Source organism: Bacillus sp. FJAT-49711 (assembly GCF_018343715.1).
In the GTDB taxonomy this organism is placed as follows: Bacteria; Bacillota; Bacilli; order Bacillales; family Bacillaceae_C; genus Lederbergia.
Map to the genome: position 1 here is coordinate 19,526 of NZ_JAGYPL010000004.1, position 16,140 is coordinate 35,665.

Here is a 16,140-nt window from a genome sequence, read left to right on the forward strand (position 1 = left end):
TTCATCATAACACAACTAGTAATTCTCCTCGCATAAAAAAACAGGAGAGCTATTTAGCGCCCTCCTGATTTTATTTTACTTAATGTGCAGCTGCCCCGCGAATTTTTTTAAAGAAGTTTGTATTTTTAAACTTAGTATAAGTTTCTTTTGTAAGGAAGTGGTCAATTCCATAAAATTTTGTTCCTTTTATGACGAAGAGAAGAATGACTGCTAATGCTAGTAATATTGGGTTAGTGCTGATCGTACCGGCAAGTAGGAAGTTCAAGTTCATGAATGCTCCTGCGACTAATGCTGGTAATGTTAGTGCTCCAACGATAAGTCCTAAACCAACTAGAATTTCTCCCATAGGAATCAAGACGTTAATAATTTTTACGTTTGGCAATGCTGCATTTTGTAAAAAATCTGCGTACCAACCTTGAACTGCTGGAAATTCTCCACCTGCTTTTGCAATAGCTCCTTGTAAGAATCCACCTGCATCAAACGCTCCTAGCTTATGCCATCCTGCTTCCAACCATTGTACTCCTAACCAAATTCTTAACGCTGCCCAAACGATTGCGACAAAACGATTTTCATACCATCTTTTCATTGTTCTCACTCCTAAAGATTTTGTAAAAGACTTGTGAAATTTTTCACACATTTTATTAAAAAAATTAAGTTTTTGATTAGGAAAGATTTATTATATCCTTCCATTTCTATCCTTCTTAGTGTGCTGCTGCACCTCGAATTTTTTTGAAGAAGTTATTGTCTTTAAATTTATTAATATTTTCTTTTGTTAATAAGTGATCAATTCCATAATATCTTGTGCCTTTGATGACGAAGAGAAGGATAACAGCTAGTGCCAATAATATTGGGTTAGTGCTGATCGTACCTGCGAGTAGGAAGTTCAAGTTCATGAATGCTCCGGCAATTAGTGCTGGCAATGTTAATGCTCCAACGATAAGTCCTAAACCAACTAGAATTTCTCCCCAAGGGATAAGAACGTTGAAAATTTTAACGTTTGGAAGTGCTACATTTTGTAAAAAGTCTGCGTACCAACCTTGAACTGCTGGAAATTCTCCACCTGCTTTTGCAATGGCTCCTTGTAAGAATCCACCTGCATCAAATGCACCTAACTTATGCCATCCTGCTTCTATCCATTGTACCCCTAGCCAAATTCTTAATGCTGCCCAAACGATTGCAACAAAACGATTTTCATACCACTTTTTCATCTTTCTCACTCCTTGAAATTTTTTAGAATTAATGTGAAACCATTCACATACTTTTATAAAAAAATTTAGTTCTTTAATCAGCTGATTGATTATATGTTTTCTTCTTGTGAAGTTTTTCACATTTTCTTTACACTCTTAATATACAACGCATTTTTCATTTACACAATCCCTTTTCTTGCATTGTCACTAAATTGCCATAAAGGGGAAATTAGCTTTATTTCCACTCTATATATCCCATTCTCTGACGGTTAAAAACTACATATCCCATTTTTCCATACCATTCTTCTAGCCATGTATAACCAATATATGAATGAGTATATCCTTGATTTTTTAATTCCTCATTGACTGCATAAACTAATGAAGCGCCTATTCCATGCTGCCTATATTTTTTCATCACTCCCAGGCAGCCCACTCCCCCAACTTTCCCCTTAATCATGTCCCTCCATCTAATGTCTTCTTCAGTTAATACCATTGCACATCCTACAATCATCTGATTAAAACGCGCAACAATAATGTGATTAAAAGCTGAGTCGTCTATCATGTTTGTGTAATATTCGGTCCACCCAGATAACTCGTCTTCACTTTTAAGTAAACTAATAAAGTCATTGCTTTCATGAGGCATAAGTTTTCCTATAATAATGGGAGGTTTTGGTTCAGACTTCTGCCAACCATTCAAGCTCATCGCCATATCAATACTTGTCCACGACCATTGAAAGCCTCTTTTCTCAAGAAATTGATCACCGCATCCTGATGGAACCCCTTGCCACCAATATCCTGAACCATGTCCAGCTACCCACTTATGGCCTACATTTTTAAAGGCCTTGTCAAAAAGCATTCCCCCAATTCCATTATTGCGATATTTCTTCACCGTATGAAATAACCATAATGCACTTGATTCCCCTTCTTCATTAACAAGAACCCCACAACATTCGCCATCTTTATAGGCAATATAAAGCCATAAATGTTCTGCTGCATCTTTTGAAAAAAGTAAAATGCTTTTTTCATCCATTTTCCAATCAGAAATATGATTCGCCCAATATTCAATTAAAATCTTTTCATTCCCAAGAAAAGGATATCGTTTTATACTTACATTCATTTTTTTCATCCTTAAAAATATTTATTTTCAGTCAGGTTTGTCCTAACTCTTGCATACAGTCTTAATGTGGAGATATATAACCTTCAGGAGGGGTAAAAAATGCTAACATCTCACAAATTAATTCGATATGCAGTAGCCTATGTTTTTATCATATCTGGTTTAATGAAACTCGTAAATGAAGATCTTGGAAGTACATTTATTAATTTAGGACTGCCATTTCCACTTTACATAATGTATGCGGTCGCCATTATTGAAATTGTTTGCGGCATCCTTATTTTAGCGAATAAAATGGTTCATCATGCTGTCATTCCTTTGATTGGAATCATGATTGCCGCACTTTTATTAACAAAAGTTCCTTCTTTAAATATGGGATTCATGCCATTTGCTTTTAATGCTAGATTAGATATTGTAATGTTGGTTTTGCTGTGGGTGTTGTATAAATGGAAGTAGGTTAACTTGGTATGTTCTTTAATATAGAAGCGAGTTTTGAGTCTTTCTTTTTAAAGTAAGACACGTGGATGATTAGCAGATCTATGATCGAAAAGGATCTGAATGGAACAAAATGTTGATGGATTTCATCGGCCAGCCCATATAAAACAGCTACGCTAAAACAAATAGCTTCTATTAATGAATTAAGACTTCGAAAAGTAAGGACAGCTAAAATAAGAAATAAATACAAAATGCCGAATTCAATTAAATGGGCGAGTTCAAAACAAATTCCGATAATTAAAATGATATGATAACTAATATAGCTCGAAAGAATATGTACGGATTCAGGATCAAACGAACTTGATTGGATCCAAATAAATATTATGTATAAAACGGGAAGAATTCTTAAAATTATCTTCATTAGGGGCACCTTCACATCAAAAAAGAGAAGGCGAAACTACCTTCTCTTTTTTATATTTTGGCATTTTGTAAAATATTGATCATTGCTTTAGCATTTGGATAGTTATAATCCTCGTACTGTCGTAATACCTTATCTGTATCAAACGGCACCCTTACTATAGAGGCTTGAAATCCATTATCTTTAATTTCTATTAACCCATAAGATGATTTTTTTACACCATCAAAAGGAAGTCCAACGCTTCCAATATTTATTACACATTTACCGTTAATGTAGCGGATGAAAGGTTTATGAATATGAGCATAAATATAAAGATCAGCTTCGTTAACTATCAATTTATTGGTTATCACATCATCATTTTCAAATGGCGGCACAACCTCAAACAAACTATTGGGAGTTGCGTGAAAAGCATGGATTTTCATACCTTCTGCTTCTATTGTTAGATCTGTTGGCAGCTGTTCCAGATAGGCAACAGCTTCTCCATCCATCTGTGAATAAATCCAATCTCTCTCCCTATTCATCATTTCTAAAGCTTGGCCCGGGACCTCTCCTTCCTGGACTCCACGCACAACCCATTCATCCGCATTTCCTTTGATAACATCACAATTTAATGATTGAACTAACTCTAGTGACCGCTTCGGCTCCGGACCACGATAGCAAATATCTCCGAGAACATAAATTTTGTCTACGTTTTTTGATTTGATATCCTGAAGAACGGCATCTAGTGCAATGGCGTTGCCGTGGATATCTGAGAGGAAGGCTAGTTTCAATTTATACACCTCACTAATTTATTTCTTTATAAAGGGTACAGTAATTTGGAGAAATCTTCAATTTTCCTGTTTTAATATTATTGATTTTATCCGAAATACATACCTCGTCAATTTTACCCTTCAATTCTTTTAGTTAGATTTATATTAACAGTGGAAATTTTATCAATCATGGCACTGATGGGATTGAAAAGTATTTTTATCACATATGATGATGCTAGGCATAGAACTATTAGCCAAGCAAAGATAAATATCGGATACCTTGGGGCGAACGTTAATTGGGGGAATATTGTCATATAAAAAAACATATGTGTTAACCATATGTTTGTTGAGTGATCCCCGAAATAGTTTAAAACTTTTTGAACACTTTTTCTTTTAGTCATTACATTAAATAAGCAGATAAATATAATTGCGGTTATAGGAGCAATTACCATGGACTCATATATTGAATGTATAATTATCAGAATTAATATCGCTAAAATAGATATAGTATTTTTATGAGATAATTTATTTATTTTTTGATGAATTTTAGAATAGATTTTTTCTTTTTCGAATATGGCCCCAACTATAAAAGGTAAAAGTGAAGTTCCAACCAATACCGTCGCATTAATACATAAAGCAAAAAATGGATAGTCACTGAAATCAAATACTTGTTTTATTCTTTGAACATAGGTTACCAAGTAAATAATACCCGTCACTAATATAATAAAAAGTGAATTGTATTTCATGATAATCTTAAAAATCCAAGGGGATAATACAACTAAAATAATATAAGTTTGTAAAAACCACCAAGCTCCATTATATGAGTTGGATAAAACAAAAAAGTTAAGAAAAAAATCTTCAATGCTACCAGGATACTTATCTACCTTTCCTGCAAAATATCCAATAGTAACGAATATTAACAATATTATCCAAAAATTAACAAGAAGCTTCAAAATCCTTAATACATTCTTTTTAACATTAACACTATACGTCTTTGTAAAAGTGATGTATAAGCCGTATCCACTAGCGAAGCAATACATCGGAACACAAGCATCTCCGAATAATGCTAAATAGTATAACAAAGGTACTTCTCCAATATAAATAAATGTTTCATATAATCCATTGATTTCTTTTCTACAAAATAAATGAAGGAGCAACATAAATAATATTGCTACTCCCTTGGTCATATTCATGTCTGATTTAGTAAATTCCAAATGAAATACTCCTTTTTATTGAAGGGTATAATTTCGTAATCAATACCGGCCGTTACTGCAATTTGATGATCAAAGGTTCTAATGAAATTGATGAGCTTTACATAATGATCTGCCATGGCTATAAACTTTAGCACTCCAAGAGTAGTATCTCTCGATTCTTCATTTACAAAATCAACTAAAAATTATATTAATTGATAACGTTTTTTACACGCAAGATAGCTGCTTATGAGTCTCTCTTATTAAAAGTTCTTCATTGTAACAAGGAATAATACCAAATAGTCTTTTTGAACAATATTATTCCCCCCTCTGATTGCCAGCTAGTGACGGCATTTTTTCCACGTTAAATAAGCATCAATTGAATAAAAGAGATGCTTAGTAAAAAACAATATGCTTTTCTAAAAAAAGGATCTTTCAAGAGCAAATTCCCCAAGTTAGCGCGCTATCCCGTTTTCACAATTAAATCATAAAGTTTCTATACTATACCCACTATATCCGGAATCCCAGACTAAATTTATCTAGAAATCATCTAAAAGCTGATGAAAACAAGTAAAATACCTAAAAAAATTGAAATTATTTACCTTACCAACGGAAGGTACTAAACTTATAGCAAACTATATCACAGATTCGGTACACTTATAGAATAATAAAATGATCATACCTTACCATTGTTTTGCCTTCTTCATAGTCACCCAAATACTTGTCATAAGATGCATTAGGAATCCCATTCAAATTGTTAATCATGCTTTTTATAAAGTTTTGTCCCATCTCATATGCATATGGATATCCTCCTCCGAATCTAGGATTGATTTCGGAAAGCATATAGCCATCTTTCGTCTGGAAATAGTCGATATCAATCGGTCCACTTGGCTTTAATGCTTCTATTAGTTTATAAGTTGTATCGATTAATATAGGATCTTTTATAGCAATCGATTTATCAGTTTCGCCAGCTCTCATATTAATCTTGCGCTTACTAAAAAGATTTGATGGTTCCTTTGTTAGTATGTCAATATAACATTCTACGCAATATTCGCTCCCATCAATAAAAGGCTGCACAATGAGGTCATCAGTCATCTCCCATAATTCTAGAAGGCCGGTATAGTTTGTCACTTTTTGAACACCAACACTTCCACTACCATACCTAGGCTTTACAATTAGCGGGAATGTCAACTTACCTTCATTTAGGTCTTGTCTAACTACATCTAAATCAATGTATGTTGGCACTGACGGTATATCGTTTTCCTGTAAAAATATATGTGTTAAATATTTGTCGTAACATATGTCGATAGCATTTTTATCGGAAACAAAGATGTGAATACCATCTTTTTCAAACTCCTCCTTAAAACTGGATAATAACGTTAATTCAGGATCTATTAAAGACAAAACACCATTGATTTTATATGCATGGCATAGATTTTTAAGGATAGAAATATATTCTGGATGATCAATGCGTGGAACGATTTCAAATCTATCAGCGTGGTAAAGCGCTGGTGCAGTTGGATCACAGTCTACGGCAATCACCTTACCGTCAACTTTATTAAGTTCTTTTTTAAAATAATTTATTAATTGTACACGTCGACCAACACTACAAATTAAAATGTTCATCCGTTACTCCCCTTTATTTAATACTTAAAAACAATAAAGTTCTTCATTAAAGAATTGTTTAATTGTTTCCTTTTTTCTTACTGCAAATATTTCATTATTATCCTTTGCAATAATAGCCGGTTTTTCTTTAATAAAAGATGGATTAAAAACAATCGTATATGCTCCAACATTTTCAAATATAATATAGTCATTGATTTGAGGTAGGACCTCGTTATAATCACATGCTAAATAATCTTTCTCTAAGCATGTATAACCAACTATATTAAAATTCACCTTAATTTCATCAACATCCTTATTTTTTCTTACAATTCTCATTGGAAGATTTTTTTTATGCATCGTAGGTTTTATGTTATGGACACTTCCATCGACTAACACGAAGTCTGTTCCTTTAATATTTTTTCTTTCAATCACTTTTGCTACAAATTCAATCGTATTAGCAACCATTGAAATTCCAGGTTCTAATATTAAATAGGGTTTATTTTCATAATGCCCGAATTCACGATTCATGATTGTACACACTGCATCTGCATAATCGTCAAAAGTTGGGGCGTGATCTATAAGAGATTTAGGCACCTCACCAAATATTCCTCCACCAATGTCAATATATTCTAAATGAGTTAATCCACTTTCTTTAGCTATATTACATAGTCCTTGAGTAATTTTCCTAAACGATTCCACGCTTCTCCTACTTGTAGAAAAATGTCCGTGTAATCCGACAACCCTTACATTATTAAGGCCTTTCAGCTTGCCTAATACGTGCTTCAAATTTCCGTTCTCTACACATATTCCAAATCTACTAATCTCATGTCCTTCCACTAGTGGACTTACACCGTTTTGCGAAATATCAAAATTTACTCTTAATCCGATTTTGATTTGCTTGTTTGGATTGTTAAAGGAATAATCTTGAATAAAATCTATTTCATACATAGAGTCAATATTAATTTTACTTTCATTATCTAAAGCGTAATAGATATCCTCCCGAGTCTTTAAAGGTCCATTAAATATTATTCTTGTTGGATCAACACCAATCTTTATCGCTAAATCATATTCTAACCTTGAAACAACTTCAGCATATGCGCCTAGTTTCGATAATTCCTTACAAAGATAGGGCAAATAATTCGTTTTATAAGAATAACCAATAATAAAATTGGCATACCTACTTTTAAATGATTTTTCCATTTTTTTATAGTTATCTCTCAATTTATTAACATTCAAAACATAAAAAGAGGATCCGTACTCATTCTCTAGATGGCTAAAAGTTTCATGATCAAATATTGTGTTATCTATTTTTCCAAATTTGCTTTTAGCTAAAGTTTTCAACGTGCCCATACCTCCACTATTTTTGTAGTTAAAATGATATGTTACGAACATATTTAGACTAAAGTTCTTACGTCTTGATCTATCTCAGATAATGTACTGCTACCAAACTTTGCCTTGTTTGCGAAATAATCAACAATTGAATGGTCAATGTCTTCATCGAATTTCCTAGCAAAATAATGACCCGATTCCTCGATTGCTTTAATATCTTCATTCGTTAAATACTGTGGAGAACTTCTCTCACTAAATTTTTCTCCCCATTTCAAAAACGTAAAATTCGCATTAACTACCCTAGTTTTATAATGCGAATTCATAATTAATGTGTGAAAAAACCATTCATCCGGACACAGTGTATGCTCAAAAAATTTATAGTACCATTCATTCCTATCGATAAAGTCTATAATATAACTTGCTACCTCAAGTGGAATACTAAACCATTGTGAACCATTATAAAGTGAGTAATCATCCGGCCATTTGTTTTTGTTAGGAAATATATTCATTCCCTTACGATATAAACTTTGTATGATTCTCCTGTAAATCCTATAAGGGTGAGCAGTAGTATATCGTTTACGCGTCATTTTGGGCCAATTAATCTCCATTAGGCCGAGATTATCCTTATTCACATCCCTTAAAGTCATAAAAACTTTCCCTTTATGATCCAGCAAAAAATCTTTAAAACGATCTCTCACTAATAAATCTTGACCACTTCTTAAGCAGACAAAATCATATTTCTCTTTCGATGCTAATACCTCTCTTAACAACAAAATAGTTGTGTTGACCTGACTTATATCGCCCCACTCACAGTTAATACTATTTTCTAAAATCCTTATATTTGGATTTCCCAAAATTTCCCCACTTAAATTGGGTTTATTCCTTTTGTCGATATGAATAAATACATCCGCATGTCCCTCTGAAATAAGCTGATTAATAAACTTGTTTACTTGATCAGGATTTTTGTGAATTTGTAAAATAAATGCGGTACGTGGAGTAGAAGTCATCCCTATTTCTCCTTTAAATAAAATCTACTTCATTCAAATTTCAAATCTTAAATTCTTAAAAATGAACAACACGAGAAAATAATTACTTTCATAAAAAACTATCATGATCTTTCGCTCTCAACCCAGGAATGAAAATGGGTTTCTCGCTCCATAATGTTGATACCGCAAACAGTGAGTATATAACGTGGTCTTTAATGGTGGCTTGACCCTGTATAAAAAACTGTTGGAATGAATTTGGTGTACAACCCATTGTTAGCTCTCTCTTGTTGAGAGATGACTACGAACAGAAAAATGTTTAATTTCAAATTCATTCCACTGTTTGTGGAATACATTTAGAAGGTGGAGTGAAATGGAAACATTGTACAAACGATGTGCAGGTCTGGATGTCCATTCGGAAACAATTGTGGCCTGCGTGATTCTTGGTGAATCAGAGAACGATACAGTTAAGTTGATTGAAACATTTCCTACTTTGACGAAAGATCTGTTTCGTCTACTTAAATGGCTAGAAGAAAAAGAAGTGACCCATATCGCAATGGAAAGTACCGGAGTGTACTGGAAACCTGTCTATAATATCCTAGAGGACTTCTTTGACATTACTTTGGCAAATGCTCAGCGCATTAAAAATGTTCCTGGCAGAAAAACGGATGTTTCGGATGCAGAGTGGATTGCCAAATTATTGAGGCATGGTTTGATTGAGAAAAGTTTCGTCCCTCCGGAAGACATTCGCAATTTGCGAGATTTAACCCGTTTGAGAAAGAAATGGATTGGACATATGACTTCTGAAAAGAATCGGATCCAAAAAGTATTGGAGACTTCAAACATCAAATTAGGGACAGTCATTTCCGATGTTTTCGGAGTTTCTGGCAGAAAATTGTTGGAACAACTAATGTCCAATGGCTATATAGATCAAGAAGATGTCGAACAAAAGATACATGGGAGTATGGCGCATAAAAAACAATTAATTACAGATTCCCTGTTTGGCACATTGAATGATCACCAACTGTTTCTTATCAAACAGTCATGGATGCACATTGTCTATCTGGAAGAATTAATTTCCGATATTGAAAAAAGGATCGATGGGATACTGATAAACTATAAAGAAGAAGTAGAACTTCTTATCACAATGCCGGGGATTAAGAAAGATACTGCAGCCGTGATCATCGCAGAAATTGGAGTTGATATGACACAATTTCCAACTTCCAAGCACCTTGCGTCATGGGCAGGATTGTCACCTGGAAATCACGAAAGCGCTGGAAAACGAAAGAGTACGCGAACCGTGAAAGGAAACCCGCATATTAAGTCGGCATTGTGTGAAGCCGCTTGGGCGGTATCTAGAAGTCGAAGTAAAATGTTATCAGTGAAATATTGGTCTTTATCTGCAAGAAGAGGAAAGAAAAAAGCACTCGTTGCCATTGGACATCGAATGCTTACCATTGTCTATCATATGCTTCAGAACAAAGAACCCTACCACGAGCCTACTGCAACTTAGCATTATAGACAATAAATAGAAAAGTTATACGAGAAACCGTAAATTATGGTAGCTCTACTTTCCTATTGTAAATTTCAGTTGTTAGTTAGTTTTGACAATTGATATAAATCTTAAACAAGAATTTATTTTCACAGAAAAAAGCCTTACACAAAGCTCACTTCTCAAGAACAAACGATATCTTTTTTTCCTAAATTAGTGCCTAAATACAAACCATTCTATTCCTCTAATTTTGAATAACAGTATTATCAATATTTATATCTTTTTGCTTCATTTCTAATATAGCTTTATACATTGTATTATTCTCAATTCGATAAGCTGGCGCATCAGTTCCAGCATTCAACGTATCTATTCCCGGTATAGGAGTTTTAGTGCGAATCTCATTCCCTTTGATCGTCGCCCCAAACACATTTGTAGGTTCCGGATCTCCATATGGTCCAATTTTAATTAAGGGAACACTGTTTGTATTAGCTTTGGCTAAAACCGTGCTATCTAATAGTTTAAAATTTTCTGCGCCTAGAATAGAAATAGCAGCCCCGTATCCGATGTTTTCCATTACTTCTAGCATTGAATTTTTAATTGTAACATCAGGATTGCCATACGTACTTTCAACGATTAGCAAGTTTTCTTTACTTTTTATTTCACAATCCTCTAGGATGTATTTACCAGTACGATTAATAATAAGTTCCCCTGTTGTAAAGGAACATTGATTATAGGTACCCGCTGGAAGAACAGTATCCTTGTGATCATTATCCTTGACCGATAATCGCTCATAAATATTTTTACTGTTTCCAGGTCCTACAATTAGTTCTTGGTCTTTCGTTTCAGCTTTTATATCCACATCTTGAATATGTACTAGCTTATCAGCAATATACAAGATCCAAGGATGAAGTCCGTTATGCTCAAGTGATACATTTGATATGTTCTGACCTTCTTCGTTTCCTACATTTAGGCTCGTATCAACAAGTGTAGAGTTGCTAAAAGTAATATTCTTCCCGAGTAATGTAACCCCACTGTGCTTAAATTGGTTATCGGAGGCCAATGCAGCTTCTGAATGTAATGTTAGATCTGAACCCTTAAAGATATTATCTTTCACGATAACTTCGCCGATAAATCCTTCATCAGCATGTACTCCAACACCGTCTTTTACATTTTGATCAAAGTGGTTACCTTCAACTAGTGCATTCTCACCGTATGCAAGGACAACTTGGATAAAATTATCAGTGAATTTATTATCTTTGATAATCGTGTTCTTTCCTGGATAAAATCCTGGTTCAACATCAATGCCACTTTGAGGGGCAGTACCATTCGTGTGATGAATATGATTGTTAACAATTTGCACACCATCTGAGCCGACTAAACTAATTCCTTGTCTTCTGTTATATCCGATATCGGAATTCATAATCGTTACATTTTTGGAAATGGCAACGGTCATTCGCTCCACTTGGACTTCTTTAGATGAGGATGCTTCAAATACCGCTCGAAAATAATCAGAATCGTCTGGGATAACAGATTCTCCCGTAAAGAACTCTATTTGTTTATCCATCTTAATGAAACTACCATCTTTTCGATAGTAATACACATCCACCTTACTGCCAGATACTAGTCCGTCAGGGAGCCAAAAGTGGATATTATTGTATGTCTTATATACTGGGTCATCAAAATTAGTGACCGCATGGTTATTCGTTCGTATCTTTCCTTTTGCTGCTATGGGATTTCCCTCTTCATCAATATCTCCAACCTCTAAATCTGCTTCCTTAATAGAAGTGCCTGTTACGGTACTCCCCCCTACAAAGATTCCGTCACCTGTGAACTTTTCTATCTTAACATTGTCAATCACCACATTTTCTGCACCAATTAATGCAATACCATGCCCCCATTCATGGGTTCCTCCTGGCTCTTGATCTTGTTTAGAATAATCGTGATGTTCACGGTCTCCTAGAAAATTTCCACCTTGAATAGTTACATTTCTTACATTTTCCCCGAGATAAAGAACCGAATAAATTTCAAAATCATTTGCTTCTTTTTTCAGAATAGTCTTTTCATCTAAGAGCAAATCCATATCACTTACCATATTTATTCTGGCGGCTGGATCATCTTGTTTTGTTCCCTTAGCAATGAGATATGTTCCCTCAGGAATTATAAAGGTTTTATACTTATTTGCTTTCGCCCATTCCAAAGCTGAGTTGATGCCTTTAGTCGTTTCTATGGGATGGGTTCCATCGTTGTATATTTCCCATCTACTTAACTCAAGTTCATAGAATGGGGTTTTCATTTCGGTTTCTAATTTGGCAAGCGGCTTGGCTACTGGTTTGTCAACTGGATTGACAGGAGTGTCACTATCGGTTAAAAAAATCGCACATGTCATTAATGTCAATACAGCTATAGATGAAACCATCCACTTTTTCACAATATCAATCCTCATCATAATATATAAAAATACAAATGAAATTCACCATAGATAAAATAAATGATTTCGGAACCCTCAGTAATTATATTGAATGAATAGGCTTTTTATTGAATCATACTACTTGTTTCATTTAGGTAGTTTCCAATTAAAATATCTAAATCTATCTGTCTAGATAAAACTAGCTCAATTGCTTCCCTGACAGCCCCTTCACCACCATTAAATTTGCTAACAAAGTTCACCGATTTTTTTACATTTTCAACAGCATCTTTTGGTGCAGCAGAAAGTCCAACTAATTTAATAACTGGTAAATCATTGATATCATCACCCATATAGAAAACTTCTTTAAAACTAATATTGAGTGATCTGATAATTTCAAATATAACTTCTACCTTATTTGTAATTCCTTCATATAAAAAGTCAATATTCAATTCTTTTGCACGAATCGTAACCGATTCAGATTTTCTTCCAGTAATGATTGCAAGCTTGATGCCATGGAATCGTGCTAAACTCATTCCCATTCCATCTTTAACGTGAAAGCTTTTGTATTCAACACCATTAGAACCAATATGCAATTTTCCGTCTGTTAATACGCCATCAACATCTAATACGATTAATTTTATTTGTTTCATCGGTTAAAATCCCAATCTTGTAATATCATGAAGATGAATCATCGCAATTGGTTCATATTCTTCATTAACGACCGGCAACACATTGAATTTTAAGCTTTCCATCATGTTTAATGCTTCGACAGCTAAAGCCCCTTCGGTAATTGTAGTCGGATTTTTGTTATATAACTCTTCTACCGAAAGATTAATAAATCTATCGATTTTTCCTATCGCTCTACGAATATCACCATCTGTTATAATTCCGACTAATCTTCCCTCATCATTGATTACGCTTGCTGCACCTAAGCCAGATTGAGTCATAGAGAAAATCGCATCCTTCACTGTGCTCGTATGAGTTAATGTCGGATTCTTTTTTGTAATTCCAATGATCGTATTTACAGTAAACAATAATTTCTTACCGAGCGATCCCCCTGGGTGATAAACAGCAAAATCTTCCGATGAAAAATTCCGTGCCTTTAATAAGGCAATTGCAATCGCATCACCGAGCGTAAGCATTAAAGTTGTACTTGTTGTTGGTGCTAAACCTAAAGGACAAGCTTCCTTTACATTTCCAATACATAGTAAATAATCTGCTTTATCCGCCAATGTCGACTGCTCATTTCCAACAAAGGCAATTAACTTCGCACCAATCCTTTTAATAGAGGGGATAATTTGAATAACCTCTTCCGTTTCCCCGCTATTCGATAAAGCTAATATCATGTCATCTTTCGTTACCATTCCTAAATCCCCATGCAGCCCTTCGGTGGGGTGAAAAAAGAAGGAAGGTGTTCCGGTACTTGCAAATGTTGCTGTAATTTTCCGGGCAATAATTCCTGATTTTCCAACCCCCGTCACGACCACTCGGCCTTTACAAGAAAGGATCATTTCAATGATGTTTGCGACGTCCAAATTAACCCTATCAATCAAATTCATAATCGCACTTGCTTCTTCCTTTAAAACTTTTTTTACAGTCGCTACATGATCGTTGACGATTAATACCTCTTCCACCGTGCTACCTCCTTGTTTTAACAAGTTGATCAATCCCTACAATCGGTTGAAGAAATGATTCAAGTTCATCAAGTTTAATCATATTTGGTCCATCTGATAATGCTTGATCAGGTTCTGGATGAACTTCTAAAAATAAAGCATCTATACCAACGGCAGCAGCAGCTCTAGCAAGATACGGCACAAACTCTTTTTTCCCGCCTGTACTCTGTCCTAACCCACCAGGAACTTGAACACTATGTGTTGCATCGAAAACAACTGGAACATTAAATTCCCTCATCGTCGGTAAAGAGCGCATATCAACGACTAAATTATTGTATCCAAATGTCGTTCCTCTTTCTGTTAATAAAATTTGATCATTGCCCGATTCTTTTATTTTTACAACGGCATTTTTCATATCCCAAGGAGCTAAAAACTGCCCCTTTTTGATGTTAATGATTTTATTTGTTTTTGCAGCTTGGACTAAAATATCCGTTTGTCTACATAAAAAAGCTGGAATTTGAATAATATCAACAATTCCAGCAACCATTTCCGCTTGATTCGCCTCATGAATATCAGTCGTAACAGGAATATGAAGATCTTCCTTTACCTTTTCCAATATTTTTATTCCCTTTTTAATTCCTGGACCTCTTTCCGAATAAATCGAGGAACGGTTTGCCTTATCAAATGATCCCTTAAATACAAACGGAATATTATGTCTATCTGTAATCTCTTTAATACGTTCAGCAACCTCCATTACTAACTTTTCACTTTCAAGCATACATGGGCCGGCAATTAAAACGAATGGACAGTTTCCTCCGAAAACAATCCCCTCTCGTAATGTAACTTCTTTCCCCATCACGTTCATCTCCATTAAGTGGTTAAATTTTTATAGGCTGCTCTATCGTTTTCATTATTTCTACCGCAAACTCATAATCATCCTTTGTATCAATATCAATTGCTTCAATGTCACTTAATTCTTGAAAATATGGATTAAATCCAACTCTTCTTCGATGTGTAAGAAAATGTTCCTTTTGAAAAATATAAAATCCGCTCGTTTCTACGTATACAGGTTCAATGTCTTGCGTTCTTGGAACATCATTACATTCATAATTCAATGTTTTACCTTTATACCATGCAAAGGTTTGTTTTTTTTGAACACTTAAAGCAGAATCATATGCCCCACTTAAAACATTCACTAGGGCATTTTCAATTGAGGTTTGCCGAATAAATGGTGATGTCGTATGCGCCAATAAGTAGACGTCACTATCAACGATATGAATAAAAGATTCGTATATTTCATTACCTTTGACAAGATTTCCATCAAGATATGAATCACGGCGAATAAACTTCACACCTTTTGGTAGATAATTCATCACCCGCTCTTCGCTGCAATAAACAATCACTTCATCAATCATTTCAACATTCAGCAAACGATCAAACACATACCAGCTTAATGGATATTCCCCTAAAGGAAGAATATTTTTGTGTGGCAATCTTTCGCTGTTTAATTTAATTGGGATAAAAGCAGTTACTTTCCGTTTCATTGTGCACCTCATTTACTTTTTAGTAGGCGTGCTCGTTCATTTTAAAGAACAGATATATAAAAAAATAAGCTTTCTAT

Annotated in this window: 16 protein-coding genes; 2 read left to right on the forward strand and 14 right to left on the reverse strand. The window is 34.5% G+C overall.

Going from position 1 to position 16,140, the window contains the following annotated elements; translation table 11 throughout:
- Positions 1–79: 79 nt before the first annotated feature.
- From KHA96_RS17775 to KHA96_RS17785, 3 genes are all read right to left on the reverse strand, one after another.
- The gene (locus KHA96_RS17775) at positions 80–586 is read right to left on the reverse strand and encodes a DoxX family membrane protein (RefSeq protein WP_249315724.1); all 507 of its coding nucleotides are present in this window, start codon (positions 584–586) and stop codon (positions 80–82) included.
- Between the two features lie 115 nt (positions 587–701).
- Positions 702–1,208 (reverse strand): DoxX family protein, encoded by a 507-nt coding sequence (locus tag KHA96_RS17780; protein ID WP_213130689.1) that lies wholly within the window; start codon positions 1,206–1,208, stop codon positions 702–704.
- A 214-nt stretch (positions 1,209–1,422) separates the two neighbouring features.
- A complete protein-coding gene (locus KHA96_RS17785) occupies positions 1,423–2,304 on the reverse strand; it encodes a GNAT family N-acetyltransferase (RefSeq protein WP_213130690.1) in 882 nt (293 codons plus the stop codon).
- A gap of 99 nt (positions 2,305–2,403) precedes the next feature.
- Between KHA96_RS17785 and KHA96_RS17790 the strand changes: the two genes are divergently transcribed.
- On the forward strand, positions 2,404–2,754 hold the full coding sequence (locus KHA96_RS17790; protein WP_213130691.1) for a DoxX family protein: 351 nt from the start codon (positions 2,404–2,406) through the stop codon (positions 2,752–2,754).
- A 1-nt stretch (position 2,755) separates the two neighbouring features.
- Here the strand turns inward: KHA96_RS17790 and KHA96_RS17795 are convergent, their stop codons facing one another.
- From KHA96_RS17795 to KHA96_RS17820, 6 genes are all read right to left on the reverse strand, one after another.
- A complete protein-coding gene (locus KHA96_RS17795; protein WP_249315725.1) occupies positions 2,756–3,154 on the reverse strand; it encodes a VanZ family protein in 399 nt (132 codons plus the stop codon).
- Positions 3,155–3,204: 50 nt separating this feature from the next.
- A complete protein-coding gene (locus tag KHA96_RS17800; RefSeq protein WP_213130692.1) occupies positions 3,205–3,921 on the reverse strand; it encodes a metallophosphoesterase family protein in 717 nt (238 codons plus the stop codon).
- A 113-nt stretch (positions 3,922–4,034) separates the two neighbouring features.
- Positions 4,035–5,114 (reverse strand): acyltransferase family protein, encoded by a 1,080-nt coding sequence (locus KHA96_RS17805; RefSeq protein ID WP_213130693.1) that lies wholly within the window; start codon positions 5,112–5,114, stop codon positions 4,035–4,037.
- 633 nt (positions 5,115–5,747) lie between these two features.
- Complete coding sequence (locus KHA96_RS17810; RefSeq protein ID WP_213130694.1) at positions 5,748–6,716, reverse strand: ATP-grasp domain-containing protein; 969 nt, start codon at positions 6,714–6,716, stop codon at positions 5,748–5,750.
- A gap of 24 nt (positions 6,717–6,740) precedes the next feature.
- Positions 6,741–8,036, reverse strand: coding sequence for a type III PLP-dependent enzyme domain-containing protein (locus tag KHA96_RS17815; RefSeq protein WP_249315726.1), 1,296 nt, complete (start codon positions 8,034–8,036; stop codon positions 6,741–6,743).
- A 53-nt stretch (positions 8,037–8,089) separates the two neighbouring features.
- The gene (locus KHA96_RS17820) at positions 8,090–9,031 is read right to left on the reverse strand and encodes a beta-1,6-N-acetylglucosaminyltransferase (protein WP_213130696.1); all 942 of its coding nucleotides are present in this window, start codon (positions 9,029–9,031) and stop codon (positions 8,090–8,092) included.
- 349 nt (positions 9,032–9,380) lie between these two features.
- On the opposite strand from KHA96_RS17820, the gene KHA96_RS17825 reads away from it, so the two are divergent.
- Positions 9,381–10,520 carry an IS110 family RNA-guided transposase gene (locus KHA96_RS17825; protein WP_213127372.1) on the forward strand — a complete coding sequence of 380 codons (1,140 nt, stop codon included), beginning with the start codon at positions 9,381–9,383 and terminating at the stop codon, positions 10,518–10,520.
- A gap of 223 nt (positions 10,521–10,743) precedes the next feature.
- On the opposite strand, the gene KHA96_RS17830 is transcribed toward KHA96_RS17825, so the two are convergent.
- The 5 genes from KHA96_RS17830 to KHA96_RS17850 all read right to left on the reverse strand — a co-directional run bounded on the left by KHA96_RS17830 (position 10,744) and on the right by KHA96_RS17850 (position 16,063).
- Positions 10,744–12,927 carry a right-handed parallel beta-helix repeat-containing protein gene (locus KHA96_RS17830; protein ID WP_213130697.1) on the reverse strand — a complete coding sequence of 728 codons (2,184 nt, stop codon included), beginning with the start codon at positions 12,925–12,927 and terminating at the stop codon, positions 10,744–10,746.
- Positions 12,928–13,031: 104 nt separating this feature from the next.
- Positions 13,032–13,556 carry a KdsC family phosphatase gene (locus tag KHA96_RS17835; RefSeq protein WP_213130698.1) on the reverse strand — a complete coding sequence of 175 codons (525 nt, stop codon included), beginning with the start codon at positions 13,554–13,556 and terminating at the stop codon, positions 13,032–13,034.
- Positions 13,557–13,559: 3 nt separating this feature from the next.
- Positions 13,560–14,540: a KpsF/GutQ family sugar-phosphate isomerase gene (locus KHA96_RS17840; RefSeq protein ID WP_349305796.1), complete on the reverse strand. Its 981-nt coding sequence runs from the start codon at positions 14,538–14,540 to the stop codon at positions 13,560–13,562.
- Positions 14,541–14,544: 4 nt separating this feature from the next.
- Positions 14,545–15,390, reverse strand: coding sequence for a 3-deoxy-8-phosphooctulonate synthase (gene kdsA / locus KHA96_RS17845; RefSeq protein ID WP_481748253.1), 846 nt, complete (start codon positions 15,388–15,390; stop codon positions 14,545–14,547).
- Between the two features lie 7 nt (positions 15,391–15,397).
- The gene (locus tag KHA96_RS17850) at positions 15,398–16,063 is read right to left on the reverse strand and encodes an acylneuraminate cytidylyltransferase family protein (protein WP_213130699.1); all 666 of its coding nucleotides are present in this window, start codon (positions 16,061–16,063) and stop codon (positions 15,398–15,400) included.
- Positions 16,064–16,140: the final 77 nt, after the last annotated feature.